Below are 21469 nucleotides of genomic sequence, written 5' to 3' on the forward strand. Positions count from 1 at the left end.
GGGAAAGCCCAGCAGCTTGGCCGTGCCATGCTGAATAAGCAAATAAGCAGAAACAATGCGAAGCACCGACAAGGCGCGTGAAGTCAGTTGGTCGTTTTGGGCAAAAGCCATGGGTTCCCTCCGTTGAAAGGCTGTCTGAGGACGTCCGGGGAAAAAAGTTCAGTATTAAAAATTCAGGATTACCGGGCATACCTCAAACAGGGTTGCAGCAGTCGTCTGCGCAGCCGCCTCCTTTCATCCAGCAATACCCCAACGTGCTGGAATAGTCCTACAACACAAACACTTCTTGCGCCCTACGATTTGCTTGTTCGCTGAAACCACATTGTCGGCGTCATGCACATCCATCAGCCCCGCTTCGCCGTAAACCTCATCCTCGCGTCAGCTCTGGCCACCGCGTGCCTGGGAACCGCCGCGCAGGACAAAGCCGCACCCACGCTGCCTTCAGTCACCATCGCCGCCAAGGCCAACCGCGACCCCGTCGAAAAGTCCTACCGCAAGATGATCCGCGGCATGGACCTTTTCGAAAAACAGCGCGCCGCCATGGCGCCCAACGCGTCGCTGCGCTTCAAGCTGTTGCCGCGCAAGCGCGAGACGGAGATGAACCGCATCGAGATGGAAGTCATTGGGACCACCGAGGCGTTTGGCGTGGCGGTGGCGCCGGACCATACCTTCACGCTGGAGCGAAACCAGAAAGCTTTTGACGAGAACGCGCAGGTGATTCCGAACCGGAAGGCGCAGACCATGACGTGGCGCACCGAGATTCGCACGCCGGGCCTGCCGCCCAACACGCGGCGGCTGGGGGACTTGCGGCTGGAGTGCCAGGTGGGCATGGAGGCGGGCCTGGTGTCGAACACCACCAACGTGATCGGCCGGCTGGCGCGGGTAATTCTGGATACGCCGGCCTATTGCGACAGGAAGGCGCCGCTTTATCTTTTCTTTGCGGACCGGCCCTTGTTCAGCGTGGCGATGGTCCATGGCCCGCGGCGGGAAATTCTTTCCATCGACAAGCTGTACGCCGCCGCCAGCGACGACCCCAACCTGAACAGCGACCTGCCGTACTGCGACTGCGAGGTGCTGGTAGACCGCACCTACGTCTTGCCGCTGGGTGACCGCAGCTGGCCCGACGACACGCTGGTGGAGTTTGAGTACATGGACGAGCCGTGATGAAAACGCTGAACCTTACCCAAACCTGTACGCGTGCCGCTGTGGCGCTGGCAGCCTGCCTGTGGCTGGCCGGCTGCGCGGGGCCGGGGGGATTGTTTGGCGCACAGGAGGCAGCGCCGCCTTTTCGCGACCCGGCCATGACGATGGAAAGCGCGCAGGGCGCCATTGTGGCCGGGCAGTCGACCAAGGCCGACGTGGCCGCCGCGCTGGGCAACGCGACCGTGGTGAAGTTCGACAGCGGGTGGGAGGTGTGGGTCTACCGGAAGAAGGCGCCGCTACCCACGGTGGCCAACCCGGAGCTGGTGATCCTGTTCACGCCAGCCGGCATTGTGAAAAAGATGCGGATTCGCCCGGCCTACCTGGCGCAGGAATAACGCAAGGATTGACGGCGGTATTTCCGCGAATACGCTCAGACCGATATGCTATTAATTTAATAGCTGCTTGCGCTTGTCCTGATTGGCTCACGGGCCTTTTTATGCCTGTAAAACGGGATTGAGGGTCTTCGCGAGGCTTGCTGGGGCCTTCTGCAAGCTCACAATGCCTTGAAAAAGCTCTTTTCAGGCACAAAAAGTGGCCTCAGCCCAATACGGACGGGCGCAAGCAGCTATTGTTTTCATAGCGCCCGCGGCGGTGGCCGCCGCTAGACCCGGTCCTTCCAGCGCTGCATTTCCCACGACGGAAGGCCGCGCAGGTCACCGACCTTTGCACTCTGGAATTCCGTGAGGGCGGGTTTGGCGCCTAGCCGGTCGTAGGCCTGCCTGGCCAGCGGCGCGGTTTGCACAAACACGCTTTTCACCTGCGCCCAGCTCAGCGGCTGCGGAATGATTTTGGCGCCGGCAATCATTTTGGAGGTGGCGAGCAAGGCCAGCGCGTCACCCTCGGTGGACCAGGCCCAGCCGCGCCGGAAGACCACTTCGTCGCGAACCACCTTGGCGCCGTCGGCCGGCGACAGGCCCCAGTAGGACTTGACCAGTTGCGAGACCGCTTCCGGGTCGGCTTCGCTGAGCGCATGCACGGCCTCCTGCTGCGCCAGCAAAAAGGCCAGCACCAGGTTGGGATGTTTTTCAACGAGGTCGTTGTGCACGATGCGAAAGGACCGGTGCAGGTAATAGCCGTCGGGGTAAAAGGGCGAGTTCTTCACCGAGGGCAGCAAAATGCCGGCCCCCTTGCCGGCGGGGCCGTCGTACTGGGCTTCGGTATAGCCGTAGGAGTTCATGACGGCCACCGTGCCCGTGGCCTGCGCCTTCAGGAAGGCCGGGTAGACGGCCAGCGTGGCATCCACGCCGCTGGGCACCTGCGCCGCTTCAGGCAGGGTGGGCAGGTGCACCATGCGGATACCGTGGGCGGCCGGGTCGGGGTTGCCCAGCTCGTAGCGCAGGATTTGCGTGAACGCGTTGTACGGGTCTGCGCCCACCAGCGTGCCGACCGTCTTGCCCTTGAGGTCTTGCACATTGCGGATGGACGAGTCCTTGCGGGTGCACAGCAAAAAGCGCAGCCGCCCCTCTGCCACCGACACCAGGCTGAACGGAAGCCTGGCCACGATGGCGCGCAGCGTCGGCGTGTTGCCCCACATGGCCATGTCGAGCTGGCCGGCAGCCAGGGCTTCGACCTGGGGCGCGGCCGCGGGGTAGGCGCGGTAATCCATGGTGAGGTCGTAGCCGAATTCCGCAGCGTGTTTTTCGATCAGCTTTTTGCTGGCCATGTACTGCGTGACGGGCGAATTGCCCGCCGCCCACGGAACCCAGCCGTAAGACATGGTGACCGGTTTTCCGCCCTGCGCGCGGGCAAGGTGCGCCAGCCCCACCGCCGCTGCGCCGGCCAGGCCCGCGCCCTGGCGCAGCCAGTGCCTGCGCGTCAATATTGATCTGCCGGCCATAGAGGCACCCTTTCACACAAAGAACAACTCCGCGGACCCGAAGGTGAAACCTGCAGCTCACACAGCCGGCAGGCTAACGCCCTCGTGTTTCGCATGGTGTTCGTGGTCTATTCTTTCCAGGAGCTCATACACCTCGCACGGCTCACCCTTGGGGCCCATCAGCACGGTAGCCGCCAGCCTGAAACGGAAATGCCTGGCCGCCGCAAGCGCCACCGCGCGGCTGGCCGCAATGTTCACGCCCAGCGCATTGGCCTGCCGCGCCAGCGCGCGGGCCCGGTCCAGCGGTGCGCCCACCGCGGTGAAAGTCAGGTGGTCCCAGGTGCCGAAGTTTCCGACCGTGGCGTTGCCGAAATCCAGGCCGAAGCGTGGCGGCTTCACCGGCATGTCAAGGCCTTCGGCCAGCGTCTTCATGGAGTCCACCGCGCGCAGGGCCGCCTCGCAGGCGTAACCGGCCGGGTTGGACACATTGAGCGGTGTATTCCACAGCGCGACGGCGGTGCAGCTTTCGTAGCGGTCCATCATGCCCTTGCCCTGCGCCACCTCTACCGCCAGGATCTGCAGGTAGTGGTCGGCATGTGGCGACCAGGTCATGGCCGTGGCGTGCTCGTCGTCCAGCGCGGCGCACAGCACGGCCAGCTCGCGCTGCTCGACGCCGGCTTGCGGCGTCAGCCGGTTGGCGATGAAGTGCTGCACCAGCGGCCGCGGCACGTAGCGCGAAAAGCCCTGCAGCGCGATGCGTGCCAGCGCCAGCGATTCCTGCAGCCGGCGCACCTCGGCGATGTCGCTGTCCTGGGGAATGTCGCTGTCAAATTCGAATTGCCGGATGTGCCTGGCCGAGCGCACCAGGTTCTTCAAGGGCCTTGCCAACCGGTTGGCCATCCAGAACAGCATGGGCATCAGCAACACCAGCCCCGCCACGCCTACCGCCAGCAGCATCCATCGCATGCGCCGCACCTGCGCCAGCAGCAAGGTCTGGTCGGACACGAGGGCCACATAGGCCTTGCGGCTGAACACGCCTTCCATCGGCACCACCACCGTGGCAAACCGCTGGCCGTCGGCGCCTTCGATCGAATGAATCGGCGTATCTTTCAGCGAGGCCTGCGTCATCAGCGGCGGCAACGCGGCATACAAGGGGTCATTCAACGCAGCGAGGCTCACGGGCCGGCCGGACGACAGCAGACGGCGCAGGCGGTCTGCATCCGACCAGCCCCAGACGCGGCCCTGCTCATCAAAGAGGATCAGCTCGGCATGGCTTTCCTGGCTGCGTGCGCGCAGAAAATCCGAGAGGCCCGCGACCGTGAACGTCACTGCCGCAACGCCGCCTTTCGGGCCGCTGAGCGRCCGCGACAGCGCCATGCCGAACTCCGCCGGAAGCTGCAGCACAAAAGGGTCACTTGCCTGGAAGGTGCCCAGATTCAACTCGCTCGCCCCCTCGTACCAGGGCCTCGTGCGCGGGTCATAGCGGTTGCCCCAGGGGCGCCGCTCGCTGGCGATGGCGGTCATCTGCTGGTCGTAAAAGACCCACTCCTCCACGCGCTTTTCATGTTCGTCGACCCGGATGATCTGCTCCGCATAGCGGGCTTCCGGCAGCGATTTGGCCCAGGTCCGGTCGCGTTCGGTGCGCAGCACCATGCTTTGCAGGTAACTGCCGTCCGGATAACCGAATACCAGCGAGGCAATCTGGGGATAGCGGTTTTGCATCGACATCTGCATGCGCAGCACGGAAATATCGTTCTCGCCTTCGAGACCGGCGTGCGGGTCATTGGTGGTGGCTTCCAGCCAGGCGCGGGCCGGTTCCTGAAAGCGCAGCAGCTGCTCCTGCGTGCGGCGGCCCAGTTGCTCGAGCTCGCGTTGCGCGGCGTCCAGCACGATGCGGCTTGCCGCCAGCTCGGCCAGCACCATCAGCGCCACCACGAGCACGGTACCCAGCGCGGCGTAGGTCCAGAACAGGTGGGAGCGAATCGACCTGGCGTGAAAAGTCAGCGACTTCAACCGTTTCAAGCGTATCCCCCTGCTGTGCTTGTTTGATCGCAAGATACGCTGCAGTAATACCTTTGACAAGGCGGTTGCTACTGCCCTGTAAGCTACCTTTTCGCCTCCCACACTTTGTGACGTTTGTCAGAAAATCTCAGTGGGGTGGCGTACAGAGGGAGCACCCGAAGAAACCAGAATTGCTGGGCGCCGGTATGGATACAGATGGTGACATCGGCATCGCATGTTTGCGGCATGTACTGCGGGAGTACACACCCCAGGGCTAGAACAGAAGCGCTACATGCGGGCGGGCGGCCTTGCCGATTTGCCGATTGCCGCGCGGCTGTGTGCACTGCATCGACAAGGTCCCGTTGCGCCCAGCTTCCCTTCAGCGGGAGCGCGGAAAGCCTACGCCCGCTTCTTGAACAGGGCCGAAGCCCCGCTGGCTGCCCGGATCTCATCGGCCGTTGCCCGCAGCGCTTCGGACAGCTCCTCCATCCGGCTTTCCGTCAGCCGCACCAGTGGCCCCGCGATCGTGACCACACCGATCGCGCCCGAGGGCGACAGCACGGGCGCTGCCATGGCGGACATGGAAGGTGCGAACACTTCGCTGATGGTGCTGAAGCCGCGCTTGCGTGCCGCGTGCACAAAGCCGAGCAGCGCCTTCACGGTCGTGGGGGCCTTGGGGCCGAAGTCTTTGGGTGGGCCGAAACCTTGTTGGGCCACCAGGCGCAGGGCCTCTTCATCACTCATGGTGGAAAGCCAGGCATGCCCCGCGGCGCTGCAAGACAGGCGCACCGACAGCCCCATGTCGGGGTCGTAGCGCAGGCCGCGGCGCGCACCCTGCGCTTTGGCGACGAAGGTCAGGTCATCACCGTCGACGACCGCCAGGCGCACCAGTTCGCCGGACTCTTCGGCCAGATGGTCGAGCAGGGGCTGCGCGACATCGACGATGCCTGAGGCGCTCAARAAACCCAGGCCCAGCGAGACCAGTTTGATGGTGAGCACGTATTCACCCTGCTCGCGCACCTGGCGCACATAACCGCAGCGGCACAGCTCTGCGAGCAGGCGGTGGGTGGCGCTGAGCGGCATGTCCAGGCTGGCCGCAATCATGGAGACGGTTTGGCCTTCGGGGTGCGCGGCCAGTTGCTCCAGGGTGTTGAAGCTTCTTTCGAGAAGGGTGCTCATGCGGTTGATTCTCTGGTTTTGCCGGTTAGCTGTTTGCCAATCTGCCGACATTTGGCCACGGCTTTTGAAAGCGTCTTGCACTTCAAATGATAATGGTTTTCCATTATGGAAAGACTTTCCACTTTGTTGGATGATTCGCCGGTCCAGGGCGATCTGGCCAATCAGCCCTGCCCCGCGCCCCTTTGCCCTTTCCTCTTTCTCCGCAATAAAAGGAATCCAGATGCAGTTCAATCGCAGGTCACTCACCCTGGCAGCCGCGCTGCTGGCGCTTTCATCCGCCCCGGCGTTGGCCCAGGACATCCAGGACCGCACCATCAAGTTTGGCCACCTCAACAATGCCGACCACCCGGTGAGCTTTGGCGTCAAGCGTTTCAGTGAACTGCTGGCAGCCAAGAGCGGCGGCAAGATGAAGGTGCAGGAATTCCCGGCTTCGACGCTGGGCAACGAGCTGCAGCAGCAGTCAGCCCTGCAAGGCGGCGTGCAGGAAATGTCGGCGCCGGCCACCACCTCTCTGGCGGGCATCGTCAAGGAATTCGGGCTGGTCGATTTTCCTTTTTCGGTCGCAAACTTTGCCCAGGCTGACGCGCTTCTGGACGGCCCGCTGGGCCAGGCGCTCATCGCAAAGCTGCCGGAGAAAGGCCTTGTCGCGCTGGGCTACTGGGACCTGGGCTTTCGCAATGTCACCAACAGCAAGCGCCCCATCACCAGGCCGGAAGACCTGGACGGCCTGAAGATCCGTGTGATTCCCAACCCGGTGTTCCTGGAGACCTTCAAGGCCTTCAAGGCCAACCCAGTGCCCATGCCGTTCGCCGAGCTCTACGGCGCCCTGGAATCCAAAGCCGTCGACGGCCAGGAAAATCCTTTCGCCGTGATCCAGTCCAACAAGTTCTACGAGATCCAGAAGTACGTCAGCGCCACCAACCACGTGTATGCAGCCAACATCGTGCTGGTGAGCAAACGCTTTTGGGACAAGCTCTCACCGGCCGAGAAAAAGATCATGAACGACGCGGCCGCCGAAACGCGTGATTACCAGCGCCAGGTCAGCCGCGCCGCGGCGCAAAAAGCCGTGGGCGAGCTGCAGGCCAAGGGCATGCAATACAACGAGCTGAGCCCGGCCGAGCAGGGCCGCATGCGGCAAGTGGCCAAACCAGTCGTCGAACGGTTCATGAGCGCTTACGATCCCACGATCGTGAAGCTGTACACCTCCGAACTTGCACGCATCCGCAAGTAAGCCCGCAGCCATCATGAAAATTCTTGTACTGCACGGTCCCAACCTCAACCTTTTCGGCCGTCGTGAACCGCATATTTACGGCACGACCACACTGGCCGAAATCAACGCCAGCCTGCAATCGCTGGCCGGTGAGCTTGAAGTTGAACTGGAGATATTCCAGTCCAACCACGAAGGCGCACTGATTGACAAATTCCACGAAAACATCGACACCGCGCAGGGCGCCCTGCTGAACCCTGCAGGCCTGACCCAGCACGGCGTGCCGCTGCACGACGCCATCAAGGCCATGCCATTTCCGGTACTGGAGATTCATATGAGCAACATCGCCGCGCGCGAAGCGTGGCGCAGCCACTCCATCATTTCGCCCGCGGTAAAAGCGACCATCCAGGGCCTCGGCTGGCGGTCCTATACCGCCGGCTTGCGGGCACTGGTTGAAACGCTGAAGGATGCGAAGGCGGGCTGATCGGCAAGCAGGATGGTTACCGATCCCAGCAGCGGCGCTGAATCAAGGCCTGCGGTGATTGCGCGGAGGCTATAACCGCGGCTGGACAAGCCAGATCCACAAGGCTGCGGCGAATCCGATCCAGACCAGTACGATCACGAACGCAGCAACCCGGCTACGCGGCTTTGAGCCCTGCGCCCGCACCCACTCATCGGCCCGGTCGCGGCAATCGGCGAGCACCTCTGGGGGCAAGAGCCTGATGGTCAACCAAATCAACCCCGGGAGCAGCAAGGCATCGTCCAGATACCCGAGCACCGGGATGAAGTCCGGAATGAGGTCGATGGGACTGAGCGCATAGGCCACGACGAAGAGCCCTAGCGCCTTCGCATACCAGGGCGTTGCCGGGTGTTTGCCGGCAAACCAGAGCGTCAGTCCGTCTYGCTTGATCCGCCTGGCCCAATTGTCGAGTTTGCCGCGCATTGTCATGCTCGCAAGCATGCCATAGCGGTTGAAGTGACCCCATGGATTGCAACGATTCCGCCGGTTTGCAGACTGCGGTTTACCAAGGCCCGTCGAGGATGCGGGAAATGTCGAGTTTTGCGGAGCCGGTCCGTGTATGCCCTACCTGTCAGTTCTGACAGGGGATGAGGATTGTGAGGTCACGATTTTGAAAGTCATCAGAGACCCTGGTTATTTTCCAGAACCCGATGCTCATTCGCGGGTTTGTAAGACGTAATAGGTATCGACCAGGTATCGACGATCAGACAAGAGCAGCCATCGCCACGCAAGGTTTGTCAGCACTGGCAAGCGCCGGCATTATTGGCGAAAGGCTGTCCGGCTGGCCTTTGAAAAGAGGTAAAAATTCCTGAGGACATCACCGCCCCCCGACTGCAACTCACACATTCTGCTTACAGGAGTTTGAAGCTGGAATTCAGTGAAAAATTGGGTCAGCCTTCAGTGCAGTTCAGCAGCCAGATCAATCACGAATTTTCGGTACTAATTGCTCCTGCAATTGGAGGATGTGAGGGGTTGGCAATTCTCTTATGTTTGCGCTTCCAGGCACTCGGTTTCTTCTTGCTTCCACGCGAAAGCAGGCAGAAGCCCCTGAAGTAGCCGCAATAAAACGGGGGATGTTGATGAGTGCAAGGTTCGGCTTCCAGTTGCTGGGGTCTTCTGAGTCCCTGGCGAAAGTACGTACGCAGATCGAGCGTGTCGCCAGAGTTGATGCGGCGGTTCTCGTCGAGGGTGAAACAGGAACCGGAAAGGAAATGGCGGCGCGGGCCATTCACTACGGCAGCAAGAGGGCAGACCGCGCTTTTGTCCCGGTCAATTGCGGGGCACTCGCGGAGACGCTGGTGGAAAGTGAACTTTTCGGCCACGAGCGAGGCGCTTTCACAGACGCAAAAGTTGCCTCGCTCGGGCTTGTCAGCGAAGCCGGCGGCGGCACACTTTTCCTCGACGAGGTTGACGCGCTCAGCCTCAAGGCCCAAGCCGCACTGCTGCGCTTTCTGCAAGACGGCAGTTACCGCCGCGTCGGCGGGAGTTCGACCAAACAATCCGACGTTCGTATCGTCGTGGCCAGCAACGCAAACCTCAACGAGCTTGCCGAAGCACGCCGTTTTCGCAAGGACTTGCTGTATCRCATCAACGTGCTGTCGGTCTATCTGCCTGCGCTGCGCGAGCGCGACGATGACGGCGTCGAACTTGCCAGGATTTTCCTGACGCGGCTCGGCCATCACCACGGAAGGCCACAGGCTCGCCTGACACCTGCATCGATCGCTTTCATCCAGAGCTACACGTGGCCGGGTAATGTGCGTGAGCTGGAGAATGTGGTCCAACGGGCCTTCCTGCTCAGCGATGGCAACGAGATAGATATAAGCCAGGCGGTTTCCCGGCCGCGCGGTGTGCAGCCTGCCGTCGACCCGACGCTCTTTCGCACAGCCAAGCAACAGGCCGTCAAGGAATTCGAGCGGCTGTATGTAAGCCGCTTGCTGATGCAAACCAACGGCAACCTGACTCAGGCGGCACTCATCGCGGGACAGGATCGCAGCGCTTTCGGACGACTGGTGCGCAAACACAGCCTGAGTCCCAGCCGGACGCACGCGACCATCGCCACCGCCGGCAGCGGTGAGCCCTGAGTCCAGCCGTGTTGGCGAAGTTCGGTCTTGTCCTGCTGACCCTGGTATTCGGCGTCGCGGCGTTTTCCGCCGGGCTGCTTGCGCCCTCCTCGTTCAAAGAGGATCTGACCAAAGCAGCACAACAGATCAGCGCGAAAATCCCGGGCCGGGCCGCCTCAGGCACTGCGGCGGCTTCCACACCAACTGCAACATCTGGCAGCACACCAGCCTCCACTACCGCTTCTGCGGCCGCTTCTACAGCCGCTGCGGCCCCGGCAAGCGCGCCGGCCGCCGCGGCCTCGTCACCCCTGCCTGCGGCCAGCCTGATATTGCCGACAGTGGCCACGGCTTCTCCAAGCTTCGCGCTGCAGGCGGCACAGTTTTCGACGGCGCAGCCCGCCAGCCAGCTGGCCTCGTCAATACAGGCACAAGGCGTCACCAGCACGGTCGTGCTGATGGGCGAGCCTGCAGGCAATTCGTGGTCTGTAGTCACCGTCGGGCGTTTTGGCAGCGCAGACGAGGCACTGTCGCAACGCCACTACCTCTCGCTCAAGCTCGGGCTGCCACCCAATATGGGCACCATCTCACTGCCGCCTCCACCCAAATAACAACTCAGCGCAGCAAGTGCGCTACCGGATGCCGCTGCTGTATGTTGACCCAACCAGCCTGGCCGTAGGTGTCGACATAGCAGACCCTGAGCTGCGCCATGYCAAGCGAGCAAAAGTAGACGTACAGGTTCGCATCCTGCTTCGGGGCCATATACCAAAGCCAGGGACGGGTGGCCAGGCCCCAACTGCTGACCCGGTGTACGAGCAGATCGGCCTGGCCGAGGTCACTGACGAGCGCGACACGGATGTCGGCGTCACCCATCGTAGGGGATTCATAGATGYGCGGCATGTATTTCTTTGTGGTCGGGATTTTCCTGCTGCCGCCGGCGAGCGGCCTGCCGGATCGGGGTCATTTGTGTTTCAGACCGCCGGTGACTTCGGCACGGCACTTCACACAATACTCCATCGGGTGACCCGCACTGACCTCGCTGCTGGCGTGGTGGTGCACATTGGTCAGCGCGCCGTGCTGCTGGATGTCGTTCCAGGCCAGGAACGACGACTCCTTCGCTGCGTACTCGTGCCAGCTGTCCATGCCGGTCATGCTTTTCGCCAGGCCGTCGAGCGTAGCCTGGCGCTGCTGTACGAGCGTGCCATGATCCGCAATGCGGGTTGCCTCGGCCGCCTGGTACTTGCTCATGAGCAGGTTCTTGCGCGCATTTTTGGCGTTGGCGCCGAAGGTCGGTGCAGCTGCCGGCACATAAGCCGGTACGGCTGGCACCAGCCCGGCCGTGAACGCGTCGAGGTGTGCCGCCGCATGGGTGTTGCCGCGCTGGTTCAGTTCCTGGTGTGCGGCGATGAGGCTGTGCCCCTCGGCGCAGGAAAGCCCGCGTTTGTCCTCAGCCGGAGTCTGCTGGACATGCCGGTCCATGAGGTTTTGTGCAAGCGGATGGTTCGCGTGGTTGGCCTTCATATAGGCCACGCGGGCCTGGTATTTCGGCACGCCGGCGCCGCCGGCCGGGACCGGTGTTTTGGCCCAGGCGGTGTTTTTTCCAGTCACAGAAAGCGAAGCATCGTCGCCGGTCAGGCGCCCTCCGCCGGGCGCGGTGACTGTCATCGTCGCATGTACGAGATCTCGCGGCGGAGCAGCGGTGGAAAGCGGCGCTGTACGCGTCGTCTTCGGACCTGATTGTGCAGTGACTGGCTTGGACAACGCTGGCGTTTGTCGTTTGGATGCCATTGTTTACTCCTTTAAAGACTGTCTCGATGGGGATGCTCGCGACCGACCCCCCGGCCCACTCAGCACTGTGCGCGCGGTATCGGGGCGTGCGTCATCACCAGCCTGCGGGGGCCGAACGGCCGGATGTGGCCAGGTACGCGGCCCTCATTAGCTGCCGCCGAACGCCGTCGGATCAGAATCGGGATGCGCCTCCTGCAACTGCCGATGCGCAGTTGACAACAAGGTCCCCACCGCAGACGCACTCGCTGCACGCACGATCGTTGGCACCCTTTTTGCCATCTGGTCCGTGGTGCTCGCCGGATGAGCATGCGCATTCACATAGGCCGACTCTTTTGCGCCGAGCTTCCACGAGTTGACCGGGCCCGCAGATTTAGCCAGCAATTTTGGATGGCTCGCGTAGAAAGCGCTGACGGCCGGCGAGGCCCCCGTGGTTTTTCCAAAAAACCACGTGGCGGTGGCCGCAACATGCTTGTTCTGTGGCACCGGGGGCAGTTCCGGAAATTTTCGTGATTGACTCATATGAACTCCTGTTAAAAAGGTTTGCTTCAGTGCGGTGTGCCAGGTCAAACAACGTTACTTGCCTGTGGCTGGCTTGCTTGCGGCCTGCTTGGCCACGGCCGGTTTGGCAACCGGTGCGGAAATGGCAGCACGGGGCGGCGAAGTCGGCCGGTTGAGCGGCAGCACCGGCGCATTGGCCGATTGGGTGGCGGTTTCGGGTGGCGCCCCGAGCGCCTGCAACAACATTCCCGTCTGCGCCTTGAAGGTTTCGCGCGATGCAAGCTGCTGCCGCTGCTGCGCCGGGTTGTAGATACTCCCCGCCACGTTGGAAGCGGTGTGCGGCAAAGACATGCTGCTGAGTGTTACCGCCGCGGCTGCGGCCGCACCGCCGACCACAGCGTCTACCGGACCACCGCTTGCCAGCGCCGCCTTGCCCACGCTGACCAGGCTGCTGGAGCGCGCACGGTCGGCATGCGAATGCGCGCTGCCGCCATGGGGGATCGCCGGCATGTCGCCGCTGGTCGGGTGGCGTTGTCCCCGAACTTTGCCGGCCACCCCGACCGGCGCCGATACATGACCGGTAGGCATGCGCAACGTGCTGAGGAGCTGGCCGCTGGCCTGGACAAAATTCTCGGCCGCCGGCGGCGGATTGGCTCCCAAGGCGCTGCGCATGCCCGCCACAAGATGGGCGCTGGTTTGTGACTGGGTCGCTTCGTCCTGCCCCGGATGAAGTGCGCGAAAGCCGTCTCCTGTGGGGTTCCCGGTCCACGTCCGCGCGCGCTTTCGGTGTGTGGCGGAAACATGGCCGGCAGACTGTGCCAGCGTCTGTGACGCCTCCGCCAAGGTCTCCAGCCGCTGCAACTCGCTCGTCTGGCGTTGCGGCGGCATCGCTAAAAAGGCTCTCGCGGCGTCGGCACCAAGGCTGTGAGCCCCCGCCTGATTCTGCTTGTGTGTCGGCGGCTTGGCCACCGCCACCGGCGACGAAAACGTTCCGGCCGGGCCGGCGTTGACCGCCTGCCCTTGGCCAATCGGAATCTGGCGCTGCGGAATCATCGACGAAAAATAGGCAGGTTGCGCAGGCTGGACCGGCGTTGCCGTCGAAAGGACCATCGGCGAAAGGCCGCTGCCACCTCCCGGGTTCGCATGAACCGGCGTCATCGGCGACAACACAGGACCTGCCGAGCCACCGGCGCCGCCCGAGCCACCCTGCTGAGCCAGCAACGGCGCAGATAGCACGCCACTTGCGCCAGACACCTGGGCCGGTGGTCCGGTTCCCTTGGGCCCACTGCCAGCCGCAAATGCCGATCTCTTTTGGCTCATGACGCTTCAGACCGATGTGCCGCCATCGAGATGCTTTATGCCTCTCAACTTTGGTGCCCATTTTTTTTGTACATGTCGGCAAGTTCTGCGCGCTGCGCAGTGACAACGTCCACAAGATGGCTCTCATGTGTCGAATCGATGTGGCCGGTGCTTCCGAGACGCTTTAGCATGTCGAGTTGTCTGTCCATGCTCCACTTCGCGTCCTGTATCGGGACCACGCCCTTCTGCGATGGCTTGTCGAACGGCCGCGGATCATGGAGTGTCGGTTTTCCGAATAGCGTCGATTCCGTCGCCGTAGAACGGAACTCCAGTTCAATCGCTGCCGCGTAGTGATCCTTCGTTGTTTGCATCCTGCCCTTGAATGGCACCATTCCGTGGTGCGCTTGCAGCAGATAGGCGCGAAAATCCTGGGCAGCTTTGCTACTGCCGGTGGTGAGCTTGCGGCGGTGCTGGGTTTCGTTCATCGCCGCTGCAGGCAGCCGCTTGCTGAGTGCCGCCCCGCCACCGCTCTTTCTCGAACTGCCCACAGGCTGGTGCAGTGAATCTGGAGTCATATGGTCGACCTCAACCGATGCGCCAGACGGTGTTCTTTTATAAGTCGACTGCTGCGCGTGGGTTCCGAGTACCTGCTTGACACCTTTGACCGGCGGAAACCGGCCGGGCACCGGGCCTAGCTGATTCCGGACGGCAAGGTCGGCGGGTTGGCGCCGGGATATCGCAGCCGGTGCTGCGCCCCCCCCGCCGCCAGACGCACTGGCCATTACGTTGCGCGCCAACTTCGCGGCGCGGAGCGCCATCACAGACAAGCCGGACGCTGTTACTGCCATTCTTCCCGCACCCGCTGCAGCAAGCGGCGCCGCACGCGCTGCGATGGTGACGCCTGCGCGCCTCGCTGTAGTTGGTGCTCCGCGAGCTAACCGCAAACTGGATCTAGACAGCATGAACGCTTCTCCTTGTGAAAATTTGACCGGTCACCAGCGGCTCTCCGATGCAGTCGCAGATCGCCGCCAGGCGCAATTCGAGTTCGTCATCGGTGCAGGCAAGCGCGCCAGGCAGCGCGAAGTGCATAAACTGGTAACCCACGTCGTCGCCGTGCGACTCGTGCCCAAGCGTGTCAAACCCGGCTTTCTCAAGCAGCCGGTGCGAGCGCGTGTTGCCCTCGTGAACCGAGGTGAACAGGTGCCTCACCGGTCCGCCGGCGAGGCTTGCCGTCAGCAGCCGCACCGCACGCGCACCAAAGCCAGTGCCTTGATGTTCGACACCTATCCAGAAATGGATATGCGCCATATCGCCCTCGCGGCGCAAACCGATGGCACCGACAAAACCGAAGTTCCGGTGAACCACGGCATATTCGGTCCCGTCGCGGCTGCCCACATGGGCAAGATAGGTTTGCGCCTCCGCTTCACAGGTAATTGGCGGCAGTCCGGCCACCACGGCGATGTTCGGGTCCCGGTATTGATGCAGCCATGCCGGGATATGCAGGGCATCAAGCGGCTCGAGCGAGAGCTCATCGTCGCGCATCGCATCGGCTTCATACCAGTTGTTGGCCTGCCAATGGGCCAGCCGGCGCTCCAGCAGCTCATGCATGCCTTGTGCCTCAGGATGACCGGCATCCAGGCGCAGACATTCCCGTACCACGCGCAATGCGGTGGCGCTACGCCCGGTTTCCGACTCCAGTCGCGCACGTAGCAGCAGCTGATCGATGCGAGCAACCGCCGGCGAATCGCTGTCGGGAGTTTCGGCGAGCACATCACGCGCCAGCGCCCACCGCCCCACATGCACCAGCAAACCGGCAAGGCCGAGCCCCGCATCACAACGCTGGCGCTGTGTCATCTGCTGCCATGTGCGTGCCAGGCTGCGATGTAGTGTTTGCAGTGCACCCTCGTGCGCAGCGTCGAGCAGGCGAAGGTCAAGGCTGTCAAGGATGGACTGGAGAGCCCATGGGTCGTGACCGGAGCAGCGAAGGCGAAAATTGATTTCATCGATGCTTTCCACGGGGGCGTGAGATGCGCCGTGCCACCAGCGCTCCGCCGGGTGGTCTTCATCTACCGTATCGACCAGGCTGCTCCAGCTTGCGGCATCCATGCCGATGGCATCGTCGCGGCAAGCCATATGCTGAATACATCCCGATGCGCCCCACTCCAGATGCGCAACATGTGCACCGGCGCTTTCCTGGTGCATCCCAAGCGCATGAAAATTGACGGGGAAGTACAGTTCGCCAGGAGCAAGTTGCTCAGGAAGCGCCATGGAGTTAAGCCTGATCTGCCGTTCATCGGCGACTCCCTGGTCTGCCGCCAGCAGCAAATAGCGCCCGGYGGAAAAATCGGCCAGCGCGTCCAGCAGGGACAGCGCGGAGTTTGAAAGTAACACCGTGGCATTGATCAGGCTGGCGCGGTAATGGTCCAGCAGTGCGGACATGGCTGTACCGATTTCGTCTTCGGCCAAAGCCCGCCATTCGCAAGCCAGCGCAAAACGGCCGTCACTGACGGCCTGAGCCTGGATTCGCGCTTGCAGCAGTTCGCCATAGTGCACACCATACAGCTCGGCCTGCAATGCGGAGAACCCACCGGCGGTCATCGCAACCACCGGATTGCGCGACCCGAACAAGGCAAAGCGGTTCGCACCGAGCAAGAGCGGATGGCCGCGCCGGGCCTGCCAGCTAGCTTGGTCAAGCCAGCCGCGCGCGACAAAAGGCTGCAGTGCCGGCTGCCTGAGAAGCGCCAGTGCCGGCTCTTCGCCGGCCTTTGGGCAAAGCACATACCGCACAGGCCAGCCGAGCATGCCGCATGCATGCATCTCGTCGCGCAAAGCGGCCAATACTGCCGCCGCCAGGGCACCGTCATCCGGCCCCATATTCAGGATATAGAGCGGCTGCGACAGGTCCAGGCCACCCAGCCTTTCAAGGCGGCTCCAGTACATCACAACAGCACGCGCCCAAGCGCGTGCCAGGCGCGGCCCCGAAAGAGCAGTAGCAATGGTTGAACAATCCCTGAGTAAAAAGGCCGGCAGTTCGCAAAGGTCTTTCCAGTCCGAAGCGGTATCCCCTACCGCCACCGGCGTCGGTGACGGCTCACTCTGCAAGGAACCCGGCAGAAAGAGCTTCTGGGGTTCAGCTGGCGCGATCATGTTTCCTCCCGCGCTGCGGGAGTTTCAAGCCCGACCAGTTCAAAGATGTTGAGTTGGCCCCCCAGGCGGATAAACACCTCCTTGTAGAGCTCGGCGGTGTTGAGCTTTCCCCATTCGATTGCACGGCGTATCAGGTAGGGCGCCGGACTGTGTGGGTCCAGCTTCAAAAGCGTCTCGACCAGTTGCTCCAGCTTCGCATAGACCTGGCGCCGGTCATCTGCGGCCCACTTCTGGCCGTCAAGAGTGAATGTCTCATCGGTTCCTGCAGCAATGTCCGCTTCCACCTCGGTTGAGGGCTCGCAGGCCGCCCCAGCCGGTGTTACTCCGCGCCTTTGCAACTCGGATTCAGCCAATGCATGCAGCTGCTCCAGCAAACCAGACAGCGCCGAAAGACTCGGCCCGTCTACCGCGAAATGACTGTCGATACCGTCCCTCAGAAACTGCATCGCAACCATCGCATCCTGCAGCTGCTGGTGCAGCGCCTGGTACCAGGCCAGAGGCGTTGAAGCCATAGCCGCAACAATGGTCCCGATGTCGGCGTGCTCTTCTTCGTCAGCATGGTTCGCTTCGGCCGCAGCGGCCGGCGTCAGCCGTTCACGGTGCATGGCAACCTCCCAGTCGGCCAGGTTATGGTTGCGATGCATGCCGGTCGAGGTCATGGCGAGTTGCTTGAGCACAAACGGCAAGCGGTTGTTGAGCGAGCGCAGGATATTGGCCCGGTGTTCTCCGCCGGAATCGGCGTCCTGGGGGTAAAGATCGTCCCAGTACTCACGCAGCAAACCATCGAGCAGCAGCAAGCCTGGGGCGATCGCGGCAAACCCATGCTGGTTCACCTCCGCTTCAAGCAGCCAGGCGGCAACTTGCAGGTCTTTGGTCTTGCGGCAAAGGGCCTCGGTTGCGACGCGGCTTACCACCGGCCAGTCGGCTCGCTTGAGCTTGTGCTCCCAGGGACCCAACGGCAAGCTCGCGTCATCCTCGCGCCTGGCGTTCTGAATGGTGTTGTAGACCCCATTGCCTTTGACAGAATAGCCGGCGGGATTGCCAGCGTCGATCGGCTCGAGCAGGTTCTCCAACGAGCACCCAAGCCGTTCGCCAAAGTAGCGCTGTGATCGGGTCATCAATTCAGTGTTCATGGTTTTCCTCACTTTTGCGTGGAAATGTCTTGCCGCTGCGGCGCAGATTTGGGGAAAGGTCCGGGCCAGGCGAGACCTGTGCTTGCCTGGGATTTCGGGTCGATGCCCGACAAGGCCAGGCCGAGGTAGAACGTGGCCTGCCCAGTCGTGACTGCCGGTGTTGTGGTGGGCGTAGCTTGGGTGACGCGCTGTATCGGCACACCGAATTCGAGCAACGCCTTGCCCGGTTTGAGGGGATCGGCCGGCCGCGGCGGCATGGGCTGATGGCGTTGCAGCATGCGCAGCAGCGCCCAGTTGCCACTTTCAGTAAACGAGGCCGTGCTGCCTTCTGCCCGGTAACCGTTTTGCGCCGGGTAGGCGGCCGGCCGCCACACAGACAGCTCGGCCCAATTCAGATCAAGCGCGATGACCTGGCCGTAGCTCCAGTCCACGGCTGGCGGGTTTGCACCCGGATATCCCGCCACCCTGGAACCTGAGCTCACAACCCAGCTGACGACCTGCTCACTGCCAGGAGACTCTTTGGGCAGTGCACGGAATGTGATATCGAGCTTCAGAGGCTGCGGCGCGGCGCCTATGCCCAAACCTGGCCGGAGAAACTGGTCGGCCGCATCAAGCTCCTTGAGAAATCCGCGTGCCGAGACAGCCCAGCTCGAAGTGCCCAGGCTGGCGAGCGACTGTTGCAGGGCGTCGCGTTGTGCCGCGTAGTCACTGAAGAAGCCCTGCACCTCAGCCAGTGAGGCATCCGGGCTGCTGGTCTCGCCGAACGGGAACCGCCCCTTGAGCCGGCTGTTGAAGCGTTTGGCCAGCGCATCGTAGGCGCTGGTTGCCTGTTCAGTACGACGGTCGACACAACGCAGGTTCAGTTGTGCAATCAGGTCGCGCCGCCGCTCCGAGAACATGTCGTTGCCATAGTCCGCCGGCTGGTAGGCCGCAAGCACCTTGCCGCAGTTGGCATAGGTAAGATCGGCAATGGTCTTGAGGAAAAGCGTATCAAGGGCGCCGACCTGCTTTCCGGGATCCTTGAATTGCACATAGCTGGTGACTTCGTTGATTGTGTTGCTCCAGTACGGCAAAGTTTGCGCGTTGTCGCGCTGAGCGTCGTTGACACCGTCCGTGTTGCGCAGCAGATTCACAAAAGGATCGGCGTAGCCGGTAAGCACCTGCGCGCGCGCAACCTGTCGCGCGAGGTAATCGCGTATTACGGGTGTAGTGCCCAGGTTCACGAGCAGGCCGTCGGCCGGACCGGCCTCGGGGTCATAAAGCCGGCTGCCACTCACAAGGCCCGAGACGCGGCCGAGAGCGTCTGACGAAAAATCCCGCGCGCACTGTGAGACGCGTCCCACGCTCGCTGTAAAGCCGAACTGCGTATAGAGCCGCAGGTTGCCGATCAGCGGATCCAGCGCACGCGAAAAATCACCACTCTGCTGCAAAAGCTGCTGGTCTGCCACCGAGACCGCGTCAAGTCCCTGAAGCAGGAACGACTCATTTGCAACCGACTGCGCCGAGCGCATCGCGTCGTTCATGACCTGCTCAAGCTGCGCCCTTGCGAGCCGGTCGAACAGCGGCTTGCTGGTCGCTGGCGCGCCGAGAGGCGGCAGTCCCTGGCCTGCTGCGAATCGCTGGTAATCAGCGGCGTAATTCATGGACCGGCCGAGGTCGGCCAGGCGCCAGCCCGGCGCAGAACTCACACAGGCAAAGGCCTGCGGGTTCCGGACCTGCATGAAAGTCTGCTGTAGCAGGCTTTCAAGGCCGCGTACCTCTGCCGACAGTGCCGGATTCATGACCAGACTCTGGCCTTGCGCGATGAGCAGAGGCCCGTAGGGCGAAAGCTGCATGCCGCGCAGCACCTGCATGGCCGGGTTGTAGCACCTTGCTTCATCAAAACCGCCGTCACCTGCCAACAGTTCTTTCGGATAGCTGTACTGCGTCACGAGCGGGGACAGCAGTTGCCGCAACTCCTTTGCATCATCGGCGCAGGGATTGTTGTTCGGGTCCGATGGCACCCATGATTTGGCGACCCAGACCAACCATGAAGTGAACCGCCGGGTGTTCTCAACCAGTGGCCCTTTTGCCGGATCAACCTTGGCCAGGAGGCTGGGGCCCATCGAGGCCTCAGCAAGCAAATCAACATGCAGCTGCCGGCTGGAACTCGCCAGCTGGCGCGCCCAGTTGTCACGCGAACGCCCGGGCACATTCACCACGCCGCTGTAAGGCACTTGCTCGAGCGAAGCGGCAACCACGCCGCCGGGCCGCGCCGCAGCAGGCGGCAAGCCCGCTCCGTAGACGTAGAGATAAACCAGGTTGAGGTCGTCAAGCTTGCGGGCAGTGGATTCGGCGGGTATCGCAGTCAAGCGTGCGAACCGCTGGAGCTTGTCTTCCAGGTTGTTCACTTCCAGCGCAAGCACCTTCAGGTTGGCGCGGGTTTTGGCATACGCCGAGTTGTTGACTGTGATACCGGCAAGCGCCGGCTCTGACGCCGCGACCAGGCCAGCATCAAGCCGCGCAACCCGCGCCTGCAGGCCGCAGGCCAGCGCCGGAAACACCGTACGCGCCATCACGGTACCGGAGATGGCTTGAACCGCGTTGTTGCTGGCACGCCGATCGACCCAGGACAGCGGCATCGCCGCCAACACCAGGTCGGTATCGAGGGCCGAGGCCCGCGACAGTGCGTCGTCAATCAATGCGCGGCCAGCGCAGCTCTCCTGTGCACCTGCCAGCGCCTGCGACTGGTAGAGCGCGGCGATGCTGCGGCTCAGACCATCAACCTGGCGCTGCAGCCGCCAGCCCGATAACACCAGTGCCAACAGTAACAACCCAGCCAGCACGATGCAGCCTTGCTGAAGCCGCAGCAGCCCCGGTTCACGCGACCAGAATGAGGCCAGCGTGGCGCGCGCCAGCCCGCATTCCCCCAGCGCCTTTTGCGTCAGGACGTCTTCGGCAAACGAGACATCGGCACGCGGCATGCCCGCCGGTGCACCGGTGCCGTCGGTGCAGCCCGTGAAATAGACACCCCGGCACAGTGCAGGCTGCGTCGTCGCCGTGTCGTGAAAGACCTCGGCGAGGTAGTCGCGCAAGGGCACATGCAGGCGCTCGAAATGCCTCGGAAACAGAAAAAACTCATCGGCGTCGGCAATCTGCTCCTGCGCCGCGGCGGCCTCTACCTGGATTTCCTTGAGTCGTTCGCCGATGGCAACAAATGCCTCATCAATCCATTGGACCGGGCCAGACTGCAACAGGCCGTCGCGTGCCGACCAGCCAAACATCCCTTCCCGCTGCGAACGCCCCTGCAGACGCCAGTACGGAGCAAATCCATCGACCGCGTCACACTGACTGACGATCACGTAGACCGGCAAGGCCAGGCTGGTAGCAGAACGCAGGTCGTCGAGCTGCCGCCGGGCATCGAGCGCGAGTTGAAGCACACTCTCACGGCCTGTTCCCAACAAGTTACGGGAGGAAATCACCAGCAGTGCCCCGTCAAGCGCACGTTCGGGCCGCAGGTGGACCAGCCCGCGCAGCACGGCACGCCAATCTGGGTCGGGCCCGGTTGGACCAGCAGCGCTGAGCTTGCCTTGCGGGTCTATGAGTTCACCCTGTGCCAGACTGTGCCAGGCTGTGCGGGGC

Annotated in this window: 18 protein-coding genes; 6 read left to right on the top strand and 12 right to left on the bottom strand. The window is 62.7% G+C overall.

All coding sequences use genetic code 11. The features are described from left to right. Positions 1-333 precede the first annotated feature (333 nt). Positions 334-1164: a hypothetical protein gene (locus AC1D0Z_RS07830; protein ID WP_477657683.1), complete on the top strand. Its 831-nt coding sequence runs from the start codon at positions 334-336 to the stop codon at positions 1162-1164. Then, positions 1164-1538 carry a hypothetical protein gene (locus AC1D0Z_RS07835; protein ID WP_477657684.1) on the top strand — a complete coding sequence of 125 codons (375 nt, stop codon included), beginning with the start codon at positions 1164-1166 and terminating at the stop codon, positions 1536-1538. The genes AC1D0Z_RS07830 and AC1D0Z_RS07835 overlap by 1 nt, the downstream gene beginning before the upstream one ends. 266 nt (positions 1539-1804) lie before the next feature. On the opposite strand, the gene AC1D0Z_RS07840 is transcribed toward AC1D0Z_RS07835, so the two are convergent. The 3 genes from AC1D0Z_RS07840 to AC1D0Z_RS07850 form a co-directional block, all read right to left on the bottom strand. Next, positions 1805-3040, bottom strand: coding sequence for an ABC transporter substrate-binding protein (locus tag AC1D0Z_RS07840; protein WP_477657685.1), 1236 nt, complete (start codon positions 3038-3040; stop codon positions 1805-1807). A 57-nt stretch (positions 3041-3097) separates the two neighbouring features. Further along, entirely contained in the window at positions 3098-5041 is a 1944-nt protein-coding gene (locus AC1D0Z_RS07845) for a hypothetical protein (protein WP_477657686.1), read from the bottom strand. Between the two features lie 378 nt (positions 5042-5419). Further along, entirely contained in the window at positions 5420-6199 is a 780-nt protein-coding gene (locus AC1D0Z_RS07850; protein WP_477657687.1) for an IclR family transcriptional regulator, read from the bottom strand. A gap of 220 nt (positions 6200-6419) precedes the next feature. On the opposite strand from AC1D0Z_RS07850, the gene AC1D0Z_RS07855 reads away from it, so the two are divergent. Further along, the gene (locus tag AC1D0Z_RS07855; protein ID WP_477657688.1) at positions 6420-7430 is read left to right on the top strand and encodes a TRAP transporter substrate-binding protein; all 1011 of its coding nucleotides are present in this window, start codon (positions 6420-6422) and stop codon (positions 7428-7430) included. Positions 7431-7443: 13 nt separating this feature from the next. Beyond that, positions 7444-7890: a type II 3-dehydroquinate dehydratase gene (locus AC1D0Z_RS07860; protein ID WP_477657689.1), complete on the top strand. Its 447-nt coding sequence runs from the start codon at positions 7444-7446 to the stop codon at positions 7888-7890. Positions 7891-7959: 69 nt separating this feature from the next. Here AC1D0Z_RS07860 and AC1D0Z_RS07865 read toward each other — a convergent pair whose 3' ends face one another. Beyond that, positions 7960-8355 (bottom strand): YkvA family protein, encoded by a 396-nt coding sequence (locus AC1D0Z_RS07865; protein ID WP_477657690.1) that lies wholly within the window; start codon positions 8353-8355, stop codon positions 7960-7962. Positions 8356-9005: 650 nt separating this feature from the next. On the opposite strand from AC1D0Z_RS07865, the gene AC1D0Z_RS07870 reads away from it, so the two are divergent. Together AC1D0Z_RS07870 and AC1D0Z_RS07875 are read left to right on the top strand one after the other, a co-directional pair. Then, the gene (locus tag AC1D0Z_RS07870; RefSeq protein WP_477657691.1) at positions 9006-10007 is read left to right on the top strand and encodes a sigma 54-interacting transcriptional regulator; all 1002 of its coding nucleotides are present in this window, start codon (positions 9006-9008) and stop codon (positions 10005-10007) included. An 8-nt stretch (positions 10008-10015) separates the two neighbouring features. Beyond that, entirely contained in the window at positions 10016-10594 is a 579-nt protein-coding gene (locus AC1D0Z_RS07875) for an SPOR domain-containing protein (RefSeq protein ID WP_477657692.1), read from the top strand. Positions 10595-10598: 4 nt separating this feature from the next. Here AC1D0Z_RS07875 and AC1D0Z_RS07880 read toward each other — a convergent pair whose 3' ends face one another. The 8 genes from AC1D0Z_RS07880 to AC1D0Z_RS07915 all read right to left on the bottom strand — a co-directional run. Next, positions 10599-10883: a 7(1) septoil knot domain-containing protein gene (locus AC1D0Z_RS07880; protein WP_477657693.1), complete on the bottom strand. Its 285-nt coding sequence runs from the start codon at positions 10881-10883 to the stop codon at positions 10599-10601. Positions 10884-10943: 60 nt separating this feature from the next. Then, entirely contained in the window at positions 10944-11648 is a 705-nt protein-coding gene (locus AC1D0Z_RS07885; protein WP_477657694.1) for a hypothetical protein, read from the bottom strand. A 270-nt stretch (positions 11649-11918) separates the two neighbouring features. Continuing rightward, positions 11919-12290, bottom strand: a complete 372-nt coding sequence (locus AC1D0Z_RS07890) for a hypothetical protein (RefSeq protein ID WP_477657695.1) — start codon at positions 12288-12290, stop codon at positions 11919-11921. Between the two features lie 54 nt (positions 12291-12344). Next, complete coding sequence (locus AC1D0Z_RS07895; protein ID WP_477657696.1) at positions 12345-13589, bottom strand: hypothetical protein; 1245 nt, start codon at positions 13587-13589, stop codon at positions 12345-12347. 44 nt (positions 13590-13633) lie between these two features. After that, positions 13634-14143 carry a hypothetical protein gene (locus AC1D0Z_RS07900; RefSeq protein ID WP_477657697.1) on the bottom strand — a complete coding sequence of 170 codons (510 nt, stop codon included), beginning with the start codon at positions 14141-14143 and terminating at the stop codon, positions 13634-13636. A gap of 376 nt (positions 14144-14519) precedes the next feature. Further along, positions 14520-16715, bottom strand: a complete 2196-nt coding sequence (locus AC1D0Z_RS07905; RefSeq protein WP_477657698.1) for a GNAT family N-acetyltransferase — start codon at positions 16713-16715, stop codon at positions 14520-14522. Next, on the bottom strand, positions 16712-17848 hold the full coding sequence (gene tssA / locus AC1D0Z_RS07910; RefSeq protein WP_477657699.1) for a type VI secretion system protein TssA: 1137 nt from the start codon (positions 17846-17848) through the stop codon (positions 16712-16714). The genes AC1D0Z_RS07905 and tssA overlap by 4 nt, the downstream gene beginning before the upstream one ends. Positions 17849-17856: 8 nt before the next feature. Then, positions 17857-21469, bottom strand: a 3613-nt coding sequence (locus tag AC1D0Z_RS07915) for a type VI secretion system protein (protein ID WP_477657700.1), incomplete at its 5' end; no start/stop codon positions are given.

Source organism: Polaromonas sp. P1_E3 (assembly GCF_056405935.1).